This is a genomic window from Roseburia sp. 1XD42-69 (assembly GCF_003612565.1).
Lineage (GTDB): Bacteria > Bacillota > Clostridia > Lachnospirales > Lachnospiraceae > Roseburia_B.
In genome coordinates this window covers 74,895-91,818 of record NZ_RAZG01000011.1, presented here as the reverse complement: position 1 = coordinate 91,818, position 16,924 = coordinate 74,895, and the positions used below count along the sequence as shown (strand labels likewise).

The following is a 16,924-nucleotide window of genomic DNA, read 5'->3' as shown; positions in this document are numbered from 1 at the left end:
TGAGGTAGAATAATGTATAAAGAACAAAAAATCTTGGCAATTATTACAGCCAGAGGAGGATCCAAGGGACTGCCAGGCAAAAATATTAAGAAATTGCATGGAAAACCTTTAATTGCCTGGACAATTGAGCATGTAAAAAACAGTAAGTTGATAGATTACCTATTTATCTCAACAGATAGTAAGGAAATTGCAGAAATATGTGAGATTTATGGGCAATGTGTAACGGAGTTGCGTCCGGCTTATTTGGCAACAGATAGCTCATCATCAATGGATGTAATAGTATACACACTAGAACGATTGAAAAGTTATGGACAAGAATATGAATATGTTATGCTATTGGAACCGACGTCTCCATTGCGAAAAAAAGGAGATTTAGATAATATGATTAAATTAGCAGTGGATAATTCTGACAAAGATGGTGTGATTTCAGTGGGAAAAGTCCATTTGGAACATCCTATGATTGTAAAGAAGATTTCGGAAGAAGGAAATATTGTGCCTTATATGATGGGACAAGCTGTTGCATATCAGAGGCAACAGCATGATGAAGCTTTATTTCCCTATGGAGTTGGCTATTTGATAAAAACAGTTGTTTTTAATGCTGAGCATACGATTTATACGTCTAATATGTTGCCTTACTATATTGAGAGGTGGCAGAGTTATGAAATTGATGATATATACGATTTTAAATGCATCGAAACAATATTACAGATGGAAAAGGGCAATTTGGAATTAAATGATGAGTATGTTAAAGACTAATGGGTATAAATTAAATAAGCGAAAGAAGGACAATGGTATGAAAAAATATTTAGTTATTGGTTTGGGTTCAATGGGCAAAAGAAGGATAAGATGCTTGCAAGCATTGGGAATAGACCAACAAAATATTTGGGGTATGGATGCCAGAAAGGATAGATGTCTCGAAGCAAAAGAAAAATATAATGTTGCTATTGCCAATATAGAAGAAAATATTGATTTTTCTGAAATTAGAGCAATAATCGTTTCATTACCACCTAATAAGCATTTTGAGGGAGTAGAAATAGCCATTAAACATAATAAGCCGGTTTTTGTCGAAGCAAGCGTTATTCTAAAAGAGGTTAATAGGATTAAAGAAAGAAATACAGAAAATATATTTATCGCTCCCTCTTGTACGTTTCTCTTTCATCCAGTAGTTAGAAAAATTAAAGAAATCATTGAATCTAAAACTTACGGAAAAATTTGCAATTTTTCTTATCATAGTGGGCAATATTTACCAGATTGGCATCCCTGGGAAAATGTAAGAGAGTTTTATGTAGGCAACAGAGAGACTGGTGGGGCCAGAGAAATTGTGCCCTATGAGTTGACTTGGATTACAAGTCTATTTGGATACCCAAAAGAAATTAAGGGGTATTTTAGAAAAACAATGGATTTGGATTGTGATATAGAAGATAGTTATGTGTGTTCCTTGGATTATGCAAATATGGTAGGGAGCTTGTTAGTTGATGTTGTAGGACGTAACGCATTGAGAAATTTAGTCATTAATTTTGAATATGCACAACTACAATGGCGATGCGATAGAAACCAGTTGGAAATATACGATTCTAAAAGTAATGATTGGAAGAGTATAGAAATAGGCAGGCTGATACATGAAAAAGGCTATAGTAAAAATATTAATGAAAACATGTATATAGATGAAATAAAGTCATTTTTAGATGGAATAGAGAATGCTCAAAGATATCCCAATACGATTGATAAAGATTTAGCAGTTTTAAGGCTTTTAGAGGAACTGGAAGATTCGGATGGAGGATTTGAACGGGATAAAAAATGATAAAAGTAGCCTTGTTTCAAATGAATATTAAATGGGAAAATAAGAATGCAAATTATTTGCATCTGGAAGAAAAATTGAAATCAATAAAAAAACGCAAAATAGATTTTTTGCTATTACCAGAAATGAGTTTTACTGGATTTTCAATGAATACAACATTAACCAAAGAAGGAACTAATGAAAGTATCAAGCGAATAGGGAAACTTGCAAAACAATATAATATGGCAATTGGATTTGGATGGGTAAAAGACTGTGGACTGAAGTCAGAAAATCATTATACAGTAATAAATAAAAAAGGAAACATTGTATCAGATTACACCAAAATTCATCCTTTTTCTTTTTACGGTGAAGATAAAAAAATTAGGCCTGGAAACGATATTATAAGTTTCAAATTGGAAGATATCGATTTTTCATCTTTTATTTGTTATGATCTTCGTTTTCCAGAAGTATTTCAAATAGCGTCTAAAACAGCCAGTGTTATTTTATTGCCTGCCAACTGGCCGGCAAATCGACGTGAACATTGGAAATGTTTGCTTCAGGCAAGGGCAATTGAAAATCAGGTATATATTTTAGCAATTAATTGTGTGGGACAGGTAGGTGACCAAAATTATTCGGGGGATAGTTGCATTATTGACCCTAATGGTCAGATTCTAGCAGGATTGGCTGATACAGAAGGAATAGTGGAATATGAATTAATAGACAACACGATGATGTTCAGAAAAAATTTTCCTGTTAAAAATGACAGGCGCGAGGATTTATATCATAAGTATGTGCTAAACAATACAAATGATTGATGTGATGGTGAAATAGAGTGAAAAAGAAAAAAGGCTTATTTGTAATATTAATTGGAGTAGAAAATGTTCGACTTAGACAGATTTATATCAGACCATGTAACTAAACGCCAGAGCAGCATGTTTCTTGAAGATTTACAGCAAAATCGAGAAAAACTGCAAAATAAAATTCAGGGAAAAACCGTTTTAGTCATCGGCGGTGCGGGGAGCATCGGCAGTTCCTTTATTAAAGCAGTTTTGCCCTATGAGCCCCAGACGCTGGTGGTTGTTGACCTAAACGAAAACGCATTGACAGAGCTTACCCGCGAACTGAGAAGTTCCAGCAGTATCCCTGTTCCCGTTGACTATGTGACATATCCCATGGACTACGCTTCCGGCGTTTTTTCAAAAATGTTCTGGGCAAGAGGGGGATTTGATATCGTTGCAAACTTTTCGGCACATAAACATGTGAGAAGCGAAAAAGACATCTATTCCATAGAAGCCCTTTTGTACAATAATGTAATAAATGCAAAAAAATTGCTGGATTTGCTCAGCGAATTTCCGCCGGAAGCGTATTTCTGCGTGTCCACTGATAAAGCGGCAAACCCTGTAAATATTATGGGGGCAAGTAAGCGGATTATGGAAGATTTGATTTTTTCCTACTCTGAAAAATTCCCTGTGAAAACCGCCAGATTTGCAAATGTGGCTTTTTCTAACGGTTCCCTTCCGGAAGGATTTTTAAAGAGGATAGAAAAGCAGCAGCCCTTAAGCGCTCCCTGTGATGTGAAAAGATATTTTGTTTCCCCGGAGGAAAGCGGACAGATTTGTTTACTGTCCTGCATATTGGGGGAGAGCAGAGAAATATTTTTCCCGAAATTGGAAGAGGGATGCATGATGTCTTTTGATAAAATTGCTGTGGAATTATTGAGACAGAAAGGCTTTGAGCCATTATGCTGCGCATCGGAAGAGGATGCCCTTTGCAAAATGGAATCCAGGCCCATAGAAAGCGCACAGTATCCCGTATATTTTTCCCAGTCGGATACATCAGGGGAAAAGCCCTATGAAGAATTTTATACAGAGGATGAAAAGGTAAATTTCCACAGGTTTCATTCTCTGGGTGTAGTGGAAGGGAAAATTTCCGGAAACATACGTGAAATTGAAACATGGATACAGGAACTGGAAGAATTGTTTGCAGGCAGTGGGACAAAAAAGGAAGAAGTTGTAACTCTTTTAAAAAATTATCTGCCTGAGTTTGAACATGTGGAAACAGGAAAAAACCTGGATGCAAAAATGTAAATTTACCTTTGGAGTTTGAAACATGGACAATTTTATACCTTTATCGGTTCCCAATTTTCAGGGAAATGAAAAAAAATATGTGGATGAAGCCCTTGAAATGGGCTGGGTTTCCACAGGGGGAGCATACATAGAAAAGCTGGAAAGACACTTGGCGGAATTTTTGCAGGTGGAAGATATTGCGGCATGTCAGAGCGGGACATCGGCGCTTCATCTTTCCCTGGTGGAAGCAGGGGTAAAACCGGGGGATATTGTGCTGGTGCCGCCCCTTACTTTTATAGCGGCTGTAAACCCTGTGAAATATCAATTTGCAGAGCCGGTGTTTCTTGACTGTGACGAGAGCCTTTGTCTAAACCCCTTAAAGCTTCAGGAGTTTTGTGAAAAAGAATGTGATTTTAATATGGGAGTCCTTACCTATAAGGGAAAATGCGTAAAAGCGGTGATAGTTGTCCATGTATTTGGAAATCTGGCGGATATGGCGGGTATTATGCCGCTTGCTTTAAAGTATAACTTCAAAGTGATCGAAGATGCAACGGAAGCGCTGGGTTCAAAATACACAGAAGGAATTTATAAAGGGAAATTTGCCGGAACCATAGGGGATTTTGGGACTTTTTCCTTTAACGGAAATAAAATTATCACCACTGGGGGCGGGGGCGCCGTCACTTCAAACATTCCCGGGAAAACGGACCATATGAGGTATCTTTCCACCCAGGCAAAGGACGATGCCAGGTTTTATATCCACAATGAGGTGGGATACAATTACAGAATGACAAATCTTCAGGCGGCGCTTGGAGTTGCCCAGCTGGAAGAACTGCCAGGGTTTATCAGGCGCAAACAGAAAAATTATGAGTTATACAAAAAATTGTTTGCTGGATATGAGTTGGGGAGGCTTATGGATTTCAGAAAAGGGACATTCTCCAATCGGTGGTTTTATTCTCTGGAGATTAACAGGGAAAAAATATCAGCTCCAATAGGGGAGATTATTATAGAATTGGAGAAAAGGGGCATCGGAACCAGGGCTGTCTGGGGATTGATCAACGAACAGAAACCATATCAAAGTGAGCCTGCATATCGGTTGGAAGCGGCGCCCTATTATGCAGAAAGAATTTTAAATCTTCCCTGCAGTACAGGCATTACAAGAGATGAAATTGTTTATGTTGCGAAGCAGGTGAAAGAAGTTTTGGGGGCGTGTGCAGGTGAGTAAAAAACAGATTCCGATGTTTATCGGAAACAGGGCCATGACAGTAGTGGATGCCATGGAAAAAATAGATAAAAACGCAAGAGGTATCCTGTTTATAGTAAATGAGGGCGGAGTTTTGCTTGGCAGTATTACAGACGGCGATATCCGCAGGTGGCTCATAAAGACTGGTGATTTAAATGGGTCTGTCTTGGAGGCAATGCATACAGATCCCAAATATGTTTTTGAAGAGGAAGTTTTCAAAGCGGATAAAATCATGAAATCTGAATTGATTTCGGTACTGCCTGTTTTAAAAAAGGATAAGTCTGTGGCCGATATTCTTTTTTCCACCGATAGCATGGAATGTAATGCCCCAGAAACAGATAAGAGTTTGTCGGGGATTCCTGTGGTAATTATGGCAGGAGGTATGGGAACCAGACTGTATCCCTATACGAAAATACTGCCCAAACCTTTAATTCCCATAGGCGAAATACCTATTGTGGAGCGTGTTCTAAACTGTTTTGTAAAATATGGGATAAAAGAATATTATATGACAGTGAACTATAAAAAAAGCATGATAAAGTCTTATTTTGAGGAGGTAAATCCGGAATACAATATCCGGTATGTGGAGGAAGACGAGCCTTTAGGTACAGGGGGAAGTATTAAACTTATTAAAACAAGGTTTGAAAAACCTTTGTTTGTTGTAAATTGTGATGCATTGGTCTTTGCTGACTATTTTGATATTTATCAGTATCATATAAAGGTGGGAAACGATATCACAATCGTGTCATCTTTAAAGAATATAACAATTCCATATGGTGTGCTCCATTCAAAAGAAGACGGCCAGCTTACGGAGATAGAAGAAAAACCAAAGCTGTCATATTTTATTAATACGGGAATGTATGTCATAAATCCTTCGGTGATAGATAAAATTCCGGGGAATACCGTATTTCACATGACGGACTTGGTGGATTCTGTTATGAGGGATAGAGGAAAAGTGGGTATGTATCCCATCAGCGAGGATTCCTTTCTGGATATGGGAGAATTTGGTGAAATGCACCGCATGGAAGAAAAATTAAACATTGTTTCGGATTAGAGTATGGAAGATATTATATTAGTTGGTTTTGGCGGCCATGGAAAAAGCGTGGCAGATTGTATTGAAAGAGAAAAGCTTTTTAGAATCGCAGGCTATACGGACAATAAGGAACAGTCATGTGGGTATCCTTATCTGGGAACAGACCAGGAGCTTTTTAACTACTTTGAAAAGGGAATAAAAAATGCGGCAGTCTGTGTGGGATATTTGGGCAAGGGCAGTATCCGGAAAAAAATATTTGAAAAACTAAAAGGAATCGGTTTTACACTGCCTGTAATAAAAGACCCCTCTGCGGTTGTTTCTTCATCCGCCAGGATTGGAGAAGGGACATTCATCGGGAAAGGGGCTGTTGTAAATGCCGGGGCCCAGGTTGGCAGGATGGTAATTATAAATTCTATGGCTTTAGTGGAGCATGAATGTGTTTTGGGGGATTTTTCCCATATAGCAGTCGCCGCTGTCCTCTGTGGGGAGGTTTCTGTAGGCAGGGCAGCTTTTGTGGGGGCAAATGCAACAGTAATTCAGGGTATGAAAATAAAACCGCATCAGATTGTTCCGGCAGGGGCGGTGGTACGGTAAAAGGATGGTGCATTTCATGGAGCATGTAATAATTATTGCAGAGGCGGGGGTAAACCATAACGGCGATTTGTCCCTGGCAAAAAAAATGGTGGATACAGCGAGACTTGCAGGGGCTGACTATGTAAAATTTCAGACATTTCAGCCGGAAAATTTTGTTTCCAGATATGCCGAAAAGGCGGAATACCAGAAAGAAACCACTGGGGCAGGGGAAACACAGTTGCAGATGTTAAAGAAGCTGTCGCTGACAAATGAAAATTTTCTGGAACTAAAAAAATATTGTGACAAAACAGGCATCGGTTTTATTTCCACTCCTTTTGATCTGGAAAGCATAGAATTTCTTGAAAATTTTAATATGGATTTTTGGAAAATACCTTCCGGGGAAGTGACAAATCTCCCCTATTTAGAAGCCATTGGAAAAACAGGAAGAAAGGTTATTATGTCTACGGGCATGTGTAATCTGGAAGAAATTTTAAATGCTGTCAGAATTTTAGAAAACTGCGGTGCAAAAGAGATTGTCCTGCTGCATTGCAATACCCAGTATCCCACCCCTTATGAGGATGTGAATCTTTCCGCAATGAAAAGTATTGCCAAGGCGTCACATAAAAAGACGGGATATTCAGACCATACCCCGGGTATTGAAATTTCTGTTGCTGCTGCGGCAATGGGGGCGGTGGTAATAGAAAAGCATTTTACATTGGACAAAAATATGCCGGGGCCTGACCATAAGGCAAGCCTAGAACCTGAAGAATTAAAAGCGCTGGTCTGTGCTGTGCGAAATGTGGAAAAAGCACTGGGAAATGGAAACAAAGAAGCATCACCGTTAGAGAAAGAAAATAAAGCTGCAGTGAGAAAAAGTATTGTGGCGAAAGAAGTTATCAGGGCAGGAGAAAAATTTTCAGCCAGTAATTTAACAACGAAAAGACCTGGAACCGGAATCAGTCCAATGCAATGGTATGATGTGATTGGAAAAACTGCAGGAAGAGATTTTAAGGAAGATGAATTGATTGAATTATAAAGAAAATATATCAAATGCTATTTAAAAGGACATAGAGGAGGAATTATTGGAATGGCCAGAAAAGTTTTACTTTGGGGAATGGGCAATGAATATGAAAATCTCTTAAATTCGATATTATTTGAAATACATAAAGGGAATATAATTGTGGAGGCTGTGGTTTGTAAAATAGATGATATTTTTACATCTAAAAGAGACGGTTTCCGGATTGTCACGAAAAAAGACGTTAAGGTGCTGGAGTTTGATTATGTCTTGGTCACGAGCCGCCATTATTATGAAGAAATCAAAAAAGATGCAATGGACGAAGGAATCTCCGAAAGCCGGATTATTGACGCATCCGTACTTTATTTGCCATTTTTTGATTTTAAGAGATATGTTAATTTAATAGAAAATCCTGTCACGATAATATCAGACGACTGTTGGAGCGGGTATGTATATAATCGTCTGAAGCTTCCATTTTCCACACCCTTTATAAATATTTATATTGAGAATGAAGAGTATATGAAATTAATTCAGAACATTGATTATTATTTGAAATCTGAATTAACCATGGTACGTGAGGGAAACCTTCAGGAAGGTATTTTTCCCATTGCTGCATTGGGTAAGGGAAGTAACCAGGTTAAGATGCAGCTTGTACATGATGCGACATTTGCGGAAGGAAAAGAAAACTGGGACAGAAGGAAAGAACGAATCAATTTAGAAAATATTTTTGTTAAGATGAGGTTTTCGATTTCTGACAAGAATAAAGAAATTTTGATAGAGGCATTTAAATCAGTTCCTTGGAAAAAAATATTATTTTATAACGGGGATGAAGATATTTATGGAAAATTTGAAACAGATCGCTTTATATGGAGGCAGCACAAAATGGATCGTGTTGAGTATTTTTGCTATTATGATTATTGCAGATTGGCCTACAAATATGATTTGGATATTCTAAAACTTTTAAATGGCGACAGTAATTACTCGAGATACGGGGGGGGGGGGGAGTAGGTGCATGAGCCGTGATTTTATGGAGAAAAAGATTATATTTGTACATGCGCATTTTGGGATGGAAACAATTGGAGTTCCTGTGGTAAAAGCCATAAATTAGGTAGATAAGGGTAAGCTTTATGAAGAAAATTGCCGTTATCACTTCCACAAGAGCTGAGTTTGGGCTGTTAATGCCAGTTTTAAAAGTTCTGCGGGAATACGAAAATACAAATCTAAGAACAGAGTTGGTTGTCACCGGAACACATTTGAGGAAAGAATTTGGCCACACCATAGATGAAATCATTAACTTTAAGTTTCGCATTGACCATGAGATAGAGATTCCATTAAAAACAGGGGAGGCAATTGATATTGCAATGAACCAGGCAGAGACCTTAAAGCAGTTTGCCCGTCTGTTTATGGAACAAAAATATTCTGCCATAGTGATTCTTGGTGACAGATATGAGATGTTAGCTATAGCTGTTGCGGCAGGAATTACCAATACCCCTATTTTTCACCTCTGCGGCGGAGATACAACGGAGGGGGCCATTGACGAGTGGATTCGCCACTCTATTACAAAAATGAGTTACCTTCACTTTGTTACAAATCGTGAGAGTTACAGGCGGGTCATTCAGTTAGGGGAAAATTCGGAACGTGTCTTTAATTTTGGCTCTACCAGTATGGATAATATTTTAAATAATGCCGCAATGCCTGAGGGGGAAGCTTTAAAGAGCCTTGGGCTTTCGCCATGTACATATGCCATTTGCACTTACCATCCTGTTACTTTAGATGATGGAAACACACAAAACCAGATGGAAGAATTTTTAAAAGCAATAAAATTGTTTCCGGAAATAGAGTTTATTGTCACAAAGGCGAATGCGGACCAAGGAGGGGCTTATATCAATAAAATCCTTGAAGAAACAGAAACTTCTATTTCCAATATGCATGTGTATGCTTCCCTTGGGATGGTGCGGTATCTGTCCCTTATGAAACATGCCCGGTTTGTTTTAGGCAATTCCTCCAGCGGGATTATTGAGACTCCGGGATTTCAAATTCCCACAGTAAATATTGGGGACAGGCAGAAAGGCAGGCTCCAGGCAGAGAGCATTATTAACTGTGAGACAGACGCCGGGAGCATATCCAGTGCCATAAAGAAAGCAATGACACAGGAATTTCGCTCATTGTGCCGGAATGTGGTAAGCCCTTATGGAGACGGACATGCGGGGGAGCGGATAGCTAAAAAAATAGTGGACACGGTAAAAGCAGGCAATATCGACCTAAAGAAAAAGTTTTATGATATGAATGCGCAAGAAATGTAAGAGTAAAATTTTGGGAGAATAACGCAATGAATATTTTAGTGATTGGACTTGGCTCCATGGGAAAAAGGCGTATCAGGCTGATACTGGAATTGTTTCCGGAAGCTGTGATATATGGCGTTGACGCAAGACAGGACCGGAGAGAAGAGGCAAGGAGTTTGTATGGGGTCTGTTGCGAAGAATCTATATGTCAAATGGAAAAGACATGTCATGTGGACGCTGCCTTTGTATGTACCGCTCCTTTATCCCACCGCCAAATCATAGCAGAGTGTTTGCACAACAAATGGAATGTCTTTACAGAACTAAATCTGGTATCTGACGGATATAAGGAAAACATGAGGGCGGCAGAGGAAAACGGGTGCAAATTATTCTTATCTTCCACCTTCTTGTACCGGGAAGAGATAAATTATATCCGCAGCTGCATAGATGAAAATACAAAATGGAATTATGTCTACCATGTGGGCCAATACCTCCCTGACTGGCATCACTGGGAAAATTTCAAAGACTTTTTTGTGGGGGATAAACGGACGAACGGATGCCGGGAAATCATGGCAATTGAACTTCCGTGGATGATAAAAACATTTGGGAAAGTGACAGATTATCATGTTGTCTCTGACAAAATATCTGGCCTTCCTATTGATTATAAAGATAATTATTTGATACAGCTTTTCCACGAGAGTGGAAATAAAGGCATATTGGTTGTGGATGTGGTTTCTCCGGCAGCGGTAAGGCGGCTGGAGGTTTACGGGGAACATAAATACCTGAGGTGGGACGGCACGCCGGATGGTCTGTATGAGTATGATGCTAACGCACAGGAACTGAAAAAGGCCGTATTATGCGAAAAGGAAGAACACAGGGAAGGTTATAGAGCCTTTATTACAGAAAATGCATACAAAAATGAAATCAAGGAATTTTTTGATATTGTTTTCCAGGGGAAAAAACCGCTGTACGGATTTGAGGAAGACATGGAAACTTTGAAATTAATTGATTCCCTGGAGGGAGAAAGATGACAGAACTGAATGTATGTTTTGTTGGAGTGGGCGCGATTGCAAAGCGCCATATACGAAATTTAAAAAAGGTTTGTGAAAAGCGAAACATTTACCTGAGAATAGATGCTTTAAGACACGGGGATTACGATACAAAAGAGACAGAGTGTCTTGGTATCTGCAATGTCTATAAGGACTGCAGTGAAATGAAAAAAGTTTATGATGTGTTTTTTATCACAAACCCCACGGCGCTGCATTTGGAAACGTTAGAAAAGCTGTCCGGATTTGGCCGCCATTTTTTTATAGAAAAACCAATTTGTTCTTTGGGGCAGTTAAAAAGGGCGTGTGCATTGGACTTAACGAAAAATGCCGTATATTACGTGGCATGTCCTTTAAGATATAATGCTGTGATTCAATATATAAATTGGAAAATCTCATAAAGAAACACTGGGACACAAATGCGGACGTGACAACTTCTGTTACGGATGCCAGGCGCAATCCCTATTTTAACCAGCTGAAACGCACAGAGCATGGGTTTAAAAAAGTGATTGAATCAGATTTTACAGCAAGGCAGCAGGCACCGGAAGTTTTTGATATGAATGCTTCCCTTTATGCATATAATCCTGAATATCTCTTGACGGGGAAAGGTGTTTTAGACGGATACTGTGAGTGTATTGAGATGAAGGATACGGGGATTTTGGACTTGGATCATGAAAATGACTTTGCACTGATGGAAGTGATAGCGGAATATTTGTTTGAAACAGATGATGGGTATGGGGAAGTGAAGAAGAATATATTAGAATGAATGGATATGGCAGCTCCTGCCTTCGCATGGATATGTAAAGGCGAAGGCAGGGGCTGTCATTTAATATTTAAAAACTGTGGATTAACAGCGGTAGCAGCCAGCCTTTGTTGACTTTTAAAGAAAAAGAGGTTATGATTATTTAAGTTAATAAAGTTTTAGAGTATATGGGGGGATTTATATCAGGATAGTGGTAATATCGGACATCCATGGCAATAGAGAAGCTTTTTTAAGGGTTATGGATTCCCTGAAAGATGACATGATTGAGGGGGCTGTGTTCCTGGGGGATTTGATTGATTATGGAATGCATTCCAACGAAGTGATAGAAATGATTCAGAGCCTGAAATATCCCATTCTTAGCAATCTGAGAGGAAACCATGAGCAGGCGATTATAACGGAAAGTTATGACAGATTTTCTTCCAAACGGGGCAGCGCTTGCGCAATGTATACCCATTCTGTGTTAAATGAAAACACCTGGAATTATATGAAAAATATACAAAATCCATCTGGAATGTCAGAGTTTATGTTAGAAGAAAAGAGATGTTTAGCTGTCCATGGAAGTTTAGAGGATAACTACTGGAAGTCCATATTCCCCGGGGAGGATTCCCCGGAATATGGAAAATACGACTATGTCTTTTCCGGGCATTCCCATCTCCCCCATTATTTTGAGGTGTTCTATCCGGCGGATAATCCCAAGATGCGGAATAAGAAAAAGACGGTTTTTATTAATCCGGGGTCTGTGGGACAGCCCAGGAATTTAAATCCTATGGCCCAGTATTGTATCTTAAATACGGGCACAGGGCAGGTGGATATGAGGAAGGTGCCCTATGATATCGGAAAAGAGCAGGCGTCTTACCATGGGCAGGTGGATGATTTTTACAGAGAGCGTTTAGAGTCAGGAGTGTAATGATATGAAAGATTTATATGTAATCAGCGGCGTGACAGGCATGACAGGGAATGAACTGGTCAGACAGTTAGTGGGAAAAGAGAATCATGTGATTGGGTTTGACAATTTCTTTGCCTCTTCCTTACATACGGTGGAAGATGTTTTGGACAAGCCGGATTTTGAATTTTTTGAGTATGATATCAACAATGCAGAACAGATGGACAGGCTTAAGGCGAAAGTAAAAGAGATGAAAACTGATTACAGCCGGTTGATTTATATTAACTGTGCGGCTGTAGTTCACACAGAGCATTTTTATTATGTAAACCGCACCTTTGAGACAAATGTTTTGGGAATGAAAGCATTTTTGGATCAGGCCATAGAAGCGGGGGCGGAGATTTATATCAACTGTTCCACCTCAGAAGTATATTCCATGAACTCCTGGAGCGCAGACGGGGGAGTGAGGGAGTCTGATTTTATCACTATGGCCAATGCGGAGCACAGCCAGCGAACCAGCTATGCCACAGGGAAACTTCTCACGGAGTTTTTTATGAAAGACGCTGTGATGGAACATAAAATAAAGGGGTGCTCTATCCGTTTTGCAAATGTTTACAGCAAAAACGAACTGTATCCCAAACATATTATCCCTCACATTCTCCATGAATTAAAAGAAAAGGGAAGTGTGGAGCTTTTGGAAAATTCAAAGGTGAACAAGAGAACCTTTTTGTACAATGAGGACAGCTGTTCGGCGGTAATTGCCTTAACCCAGGCGGAGGAGGCTTTGGATGGCTCCGTATATAATGTGGCCACAGAGGAAGAGATTTCTATTATAGATTTGGTAAAACTCTGCGGGAAGAAACTTGGGATAGACAATCCTCAGATTATCTTTAAAGGCTACAGAGAGTCAGACCCTGAGAGAAGGGTTTTAAATACGGAAAAAATCAGAGAGAGAACAGGATGGGCCCCGGCAGTGACCCTGGATGCGGGAATTGAGATGTGTGTAAAGGAGTTGGCAAAGTGAGAGTTTTAATTGTTACGGTGGCAGGATTATCCACCAGATTCAGCCAGTCTATAGGCCGCTCCTGCTTAAAATGCATTTACTATGAAAAGGATATCCGGGAGTCTTTGTTATACCGGATTTTAAAAGGCAATCCCCAGGCGGATAAATTTGTGATTGTGGGGGGATTTTTATTTGAGGAATTAAAGGAAACCATTGACAGTAAATTTGGTGAATTTCAGGATAAGATTTTGCTTGTAAAAAATGAAAAATTTGAAGAGTACGGGTCAGGGTACAGCCTTTATATGGGGCTTTTGGCCATAAAAAACATGGAATTTGATGAGGTGGTTTTTGCGGAAGGCGACCTGTGGGTGGACGGAGAGGACTATACCAGGGTATGGGACTGCAGGAGGGATGTGATAACCTGCAGCAGAGAGCCTGTGCTGGCGAGCAAATCCGTGGCCTTTTACTATGACAGGAATTATCATATCCATTACATATTTGATACCAGTCACTCCCTCCTTGAAATTGGACAACCTTTCCGGGGGATTTTTAATTCCGGACAGATTTGGAAATTTGTATCACGCAAAAGGGTTTTACATGTGATGGACAGTCTTACAGAAGAGGAGTGGAAAGAGACGAATCTTAAATTTGTCCAGGAGTATTTTGATGGAATTGACAAAGAAGGGTATGAGCTTATAGAGTTTAAAAAATGGATAAACTGCAATACTGTAGATGATTTTTTGAAAATCGAAAATGAGGAGAACAGAAATGACACATTTAGATGATAAATTAAACAGGCTTCGGGAGGAGTTAAAAGGCAGAAAAGCCAGGATTATGATTATTGGCCTGGGCAGTGTAGGCAATTATCTTCTGGATTATCTTATGTCTTCAAAGGATGAAGGAATGGAAATCTGTGTTGTGGGGCGCAATGAGGAGAAAATGCAGTCGGATGTAAATATTGTCCGTGTGGCATCCCTTATCCGAGGGCAGAATCGAAGCAGGGTAAAGGTCATCGGCGGGGTGGACTTAAACCATGTTCCCTCCATTGCAGATGCCATCAGAGATTTTCAGCCGGACATAATCGTGAACAGCAGCCGCGCCTATGCGGGGCTTAAATACGGGAGTATTTCCTGGGCCAATGTGCGGGCCTACGGAATATGGAGCCCTCTTTCCATTAAGTATACAAAAAATATTATGGAGGCTTACGAACAGGCGGAATCTTTCGCTGTTGTGATCAATACTTCTTATTCTGACGCAGTGATTCCCTGGTTGAAATCCGCAGGAAAAGCTTATCCTGATTTTGGCAGCGGAAATATCAACCATCTCATTCCCAGATTTAAATTTGCCATTTCTGAAAAATATGGAATAGAGGATTACTGGAACATTGATATCACTTTTGCAGTGTCCCATTTCCATGACGTTGTCATCAGCAAGGAAGGCCATACCGAAGGGGTGGATATGCTGATGGATGTGAGATACCAGGGGAAAAAACTGGATGTGGACAGAAAAGAAATTGTGGCGGGATGCGGCATTAAAATGCCTGTGGACGCAAAGCGGAATATGATGAACGCTTCCAGCAATTTTGAGATTATCCAGGGGATTTTATCTGCCGTAAGAGACGGGGAGAAAGTAAAGCTTCACTGCCCCGGAGTCTTTGGGGAAATCGGGGGATATCCGGTTATCATCGACGGAGCCAAAGAGCAGGTGTCCTCCTACATATGTGAAGACTATTTCGACTTTAAAATCATGGAACAAAAGAACAGGGAATCCATTTATCTGGACGGAATAGAGGATATTTCCGGGGGAACCCTGACGTATACTGATGAACTGTTAGAAAAGGTAAAGAAAGCCTTTGGGGTGGATTTGGTAAAAAAAGTTGCCTTTCAGGAAATAGATGAGGTGGCGGAGTTTATCGTGAAAAATATTATTGAGAAAAACATATAAGGAGCAAACGAATGAAAACAGTTTATACATGCTTTTGTACCAGTGTGATTCATGAAGGGCATTTGAACATTATAAATGAGGCAAAAAAATACGGAGAGGTAATTATCGGGGTGCTCAGTGATGAGTCCATGATCCGTTTTAATAAATTCCCTACAGTTACCCTGGAAGAGCGGGTGGAGATGGCAAAAAATATCGAGGGTGTTTCCAAGGTAATTATTCAAAAAGAGATTATGTATGATGCCGTGATACATGAATTAAAACCGGATTATGTCATTCATGGGGATAACTGGAAGGGAGGCTCTATGCGGGCAATCCGAAACAACGTGGCATCTCTTCTGGCGGAGTACGGAGGGCAGATTGTAGATGTTCCTTACACACGCAGTGAAAAAATCAGGCACATTGACATGTGTGAAAATGAGCAGCTAGCCATGCCGGAGTACCGCCGGGGAAGATTGAAACAATTTTTAAAATTATGCCCCATTGTAAAGGCAATGGAAGTTCACAGCGGCCTTACAGGTTTGATTGTGGAGAAGACTGTGGTGGAGCACGACGGTGAGTATGATCAGTTCCAGGCTATGTGGATTAGTTCCCTCTGCGATTCTACCGCAAAAGGGAAACCGGACATAGAGCTGGTGGATATTACATCCCGGTGCAGAACCATTGACGATGTGATGGAAGTTACCACCAAGCCCATTATTTTTGACGGAGATACCGGCGGAATGACAGAGCATTTTGTGTATCTGGTAAGGACGCTGGAGCGTATGGGAGTTTCCGCTGTGATTATTGAGGATAAAACCGGCCTTAAGAAAAATTCTCTCTTCGGCACAGAGGTGGAGCAGACCCAGGAAACCATAGAAAATTTCTGTGAGAAAATAAAAGCAGGAAAAAAGGTACAGCTCTCAGATGACTTTATGATAATTGCCAGAATCGAGAGTTTGATTTTAGAGCGGGGCATGGAAGATGCGCTGAAAAGGGCTAAGGCTTTCCGGGATGCCGGGGCGGATGGGATTATGATTCACAGCCGGAAAAAGGAGCCGGATGAGATTCTTGAATTTTGTGATAAATTCAGGGAAGAGGATAAAGAGACGCCGATTGTGGTGGTGCCCACATCTTATAATGTCATTACGGAGGAGGAGCTGGCGGAGCATGGGGTAAATATTGCCATATATGCAAACCAGCTTACCAGAAGCGCATTCCCTGCCATGCAGCAGACTGCCGTGGATATTTTAAAATACCACAGGGCAAAGGAAGTGGACGACAGGCTGATGCCCATAAAGGATATTATTTCTCTAATAGATGAATTATAAT

Annotated in this window: 18 protein-coding genes; all 18 read left to right on the top strand. The window is 40.1% G+C overall.

All coding sequences use genetic code 11. The features are described 5' to 3' along the window. Window positions 1-12 precede the first annotated feature (12 nt). The 18 genes from D7Y06_RS07870 to aepX all read left to right on the top strand — a co-directional run bounded on the left by D7Y06_RS07870 (window position 13) and on the right by aepX (window position 16,923). Window positions 13-756: an acylneuraminate cytidylyltransferase family protein gene (locus D7Y06_RS07870; RefSeq protein ID WP_120407257.1), complete on the top strand. Its 744-nt coding sequence runs from the start codon at window positions 13-15 to the stop codon at window positions 754-756. 37 nt (window positions 757-793) lie between these two features. After that, window positions 794-1,801, top strand: coding sequence for a Gfo/Idh/MocA family protein (locus D7Y06_RS07865; RefSeq protein WP_158591318.1), 1,008 nt, complete (start codon window positions 794-796; stop codon window positions 1,799-1,801). Further along, complete coding sequence (locus tag D7Y06_RS07860) at window positions 1,798-2,592, top strand: nitrilase-related carbon-nitrogen hydrolase (RefSeq protein ID WP_243119163.1); 795 nt, start codon at window positions 1,798-1,800, stop codon at window positions 2,590-2,592. Before D7Y06_RS07865 ends, D7Y06_RS07860 begins: the two co-directional genes overlap by 4 nt. A gap of 63 nt (window positions 2,593-2,655) precedes the next feature. Continuing rightward, a complete protein-coding gene (locus tag D7Y06_RS07855; RefSeq protein ID WP_120407255.1) occupies window positions 2,656-3,864 on the top strand; it encodes a polysaccharide biosynthesis protein in 1,209 nt (402 codons plus the stop codon). A 22-nt stretch (window positions 3,865-3,886) separates the two neighbouring features. Further along, window positions 3,887-5,065 (top strand): DegT/DnrJ/EryC1/StrS family aminotransferase, encoded by a 1,179-nt coding sequence (locus D7Y06_RS07850; RefSeq protein WP_120407254.1) that lies wholly within the window; start codon window positions 3,887-3,889, stop codon window positions 5,063-5,065. Next, window positions 5,058-6,134: a sugar phosphate nucleotidyltransferase gene (locus D7Y06_RS07845; RefSeq protein WP_120407253.1), complete on the top strand. Its 1,077-nt coding sequence runs from the start codon at window positions 5,058-5,060 to the stop codon at window positions 6,132-6,134. Before D7Y06_RS07850 ends, D7Y06_RS07845 begins: the two co-directional genes overlap by 8 nt. A gap of 3 nt (window positions 6,135-6,137) precedes the next feature. After that, complete coding sequence (locus tag D7Y06_RS07840; RefSeq protein ID WP_120407252.1) at window positions 6,138-6,707, top strand: NeuD/PglB/VioB family sugar acetyltransferase; 570 nt, start codon at window positions 6,138-6,140, stop codon at window positions 6,705-6,707. 16 nt (window positions 6,708-6,723) lie between these two features. Then, window positions 6,724-7,722, top strand: coding sequence for an N-acetylneuraminate synthase (gene neuB / locus D7Y06_RS07835; protein WP_120407251.1), 999 nt, complete (start codon window positions 6,724-6,726; stop codon window positions 7,720-7,722). 51 nt (window positions 7,723-7,773) lie between these two features. After that, a complete protein-coding gene (locus tag D7Y06_RS07830; protein WP_120407250.1) occupies window positions 7,774-8,709 on the top strand; it encodes a DUF1919 domain-containing protein in 936 nt (311 codons plus the stop codon). A 119-nt stretch (window positions 8,710-8,828) separates the two neighbouring features. Next, window positions 8,829-10,004 (top strand): UDP-N-acetylglucosamine 2-epimerase, encoded by a 1,176-nt coding sequence (gene neuC, locus D7Y06_RS07825; protein WP_120407249.1) that lies wholly within the window; start codon window positions 8,829-8,831, stop codon window positions 10,002-10,004. A gap of 26 nt (window positions 10,005-10,030) precedes the next feature. Then, window positions 10,031-11,011, top strand: a complete 981-nt coding sequence (locus D7Y06_RS07820; protein ID WP_120407248.1) for a Gfo/Idh/MocA family protein — start codon at window positions 10,031-10,033, stop codon at window positions 11,009-11,011. Continuing rightward, the gene (locus D7Y06_RS07815; RefSeq protein ID WP_120407247.1) at window positions 11,008-11,427 is read left to right on the top strand and encodes a Gfo/Idh/MocA family oxidoreductase; all 420 of its coding nucleotides are present in this window, start codon (window positions 11,008-11,010) and stop codon (window positions 11,425-11,427) included. Before D7Y06_RS07820 ends, D7Y06_RS07815 begins: the two co-directional genes overlap by 4 nt. A gap of 26 nt (window positions 11,428-11,453) precedes the next feature. After that, window positions 11,454-11,792, top strand: a complete 339-nt coding sequence (locus D7Y06_RS07810; protein ID WP_199714665.1) for a hypothetical protein — start codon at window positions 11,454-11,456, stop codon at window positions 11,790-11,792. A 187-nt stretch (window positions 11,793-11,979) separates the two neighbouring features. Continuing rightward, on the top strand, window positions 11,980-12,696 hold the full coding sequence (locus D7Y06_RS07805; protein ID WP_158591316.1) for a metallophosphoesterase family protein: 717 nt from the start codon (window positions 11,980-11,982) through the stop codon (window positions 12,694-12,696). A 4-nt stretch (window positions 12,697-12,700) separates the two neighbouring features. Further along, window positions 12,701-13,693 (top strand): NAD-dependent epimerase/dehydratase family protein, encoded by a 993-nt coding sequence (locus D7Y06_RS07800; protein WP_120407245.1) that lies wholly within the window; start codon window positions 12,701-12,703, stop codon window positions 13,691-13,693. Beyond that, window positions 13,690-14,457: a DUF6564 domain-containing protein gene (locus D7Y06_RS07795; protein WP_120407244.1), complete on the top strand. Its 768-nt coding sequence runs from the start codon at window positions 13,690-13,692 to the stop codon at window positions 14,455-14,457. Before D7Y06_RS07800 ends, D7Y06_RS07795 begins: the two co-directional genes overlap by 4 nt. Further along, the gene (locus D7Y06_RS07790; RefSeq protein ID WP_120407243.1) at window positions 14,441-15,616 is read left to right on the top strand and encodes a hypothetical protein; all 1,176 of its coding nucleotides are present in this window, start codon (window positions 14,441-14,443) and stop codon (window positions 15,614-15,616) included. Before D7Y06_RS07795 ends, D7Y06_RS07790 begins: the two co-directional genes overlap by 17 nt. Window positions 15,617-15,627: 11 nt before the next feature. Beyond that, window positions 15,628-16,923, top strand: a complete 1,296-nt coding sequence (gene aepX / locus D7Y06_RS07785) for a phosphoenolpyruvate mutase (RefSeq protein ID WP_120407242.1) — start codon at window positions 15,628-15,630, stop codon at window positions 16,921-16,923. Window position 16,924 lies beyond the last annotated feature (1 nt).